Source organism: Massilia sp. 2TAF26 (assembly GCF_052115005.1).
Taxonomy (GTDB): Bacteria; Pseudomonadota; Gammaproteobacteria; order Burkholderiales; family Burkholderiaceae_D; genus Telluria.
On sequence record NZ_JBFRFV010000078.1, the window covers coordinates 1 to 801 of the forward strand.

1 protein-coding gene is annotated in these 801 nt (G+C 57.4%); it reads right to left on the reverse strand.

Annotation, left to right across the window (positions count from 1 at the left end; genetic code table 11):
- Positions 1–95: 95 nt before the first annotated feature.
- Positions 96–801 (reverse strand): phage major capsid protein (locus AB4Z32_RS27480; RefSeq protein WP_442124986.1); only part of this gene is annotated, 706 nt, incomplete at its 5' end.

Below are 801 nucleotides of genomic sequence, written 5' to 3' on the forward strand. Positions count from 1 at the left end.
CCTTGGTACCAGGCTGGGCGTTTTTCGGTTTTGCCATGTTTTGCTCCTATGTGTGAGGAAAACGGCCGGAGCAATCGCCGGCCGTCTTGGGTGGATTAGGTGGCCGAATTGGCGTAATACTTCACCGCGCCGCCCACGTCGATCAGGTTGCCGCCAGTGCGCATGAAGGCTACAAAGCCGATCTGCCCCAGCAAGGTGAAGGCCGAGTCGGTCATGCGGAACATGGTCAGATCCATCACGTCACGGACGATGTATTTGTTGAACTGACCAAACAGGATCGATTTGGCATTGGCAGCCATCACTGGCATGTCCTGATTGATGGCGATCGGACGGCCCATCAGGGTATCCGGCGCGCCGCCATTGATCATCGCGTTGGCTTCGTAACCAGGCACGAAGATCGGGCGATTCTGGCCGTCTTTGATCTTGCGGATTGCCTTCACGGTGGTGTCGTGCATCATGTAGCCGACGCCCGCCTGATTGCGGTACGCGGGGTCTACGGAGTGCTCCAGATCTACCAGGTCGTCATAGATCACACTGGTGGTCTGGCCGGTAGTGCCGACCTTGCCGGAACCAGCAGCGGTGACCAGGCCGCGCGGCTGACCGGTACCGGTGCCAACGGTGTAATGGGTATTCTGGATACGACCGAGGCGCATCGCCAACACGGACTGGATATAGGCTTCGATATCGATAAACGAGTCCTGCACCAGTTCGAATGGCAGCGCGATCTTCTTGGACGAGTATTTGTAAACGTCCAGGGTGATGTTACCAAACGTAGTATCCAGGCCGGTGACAGCGGAGTTC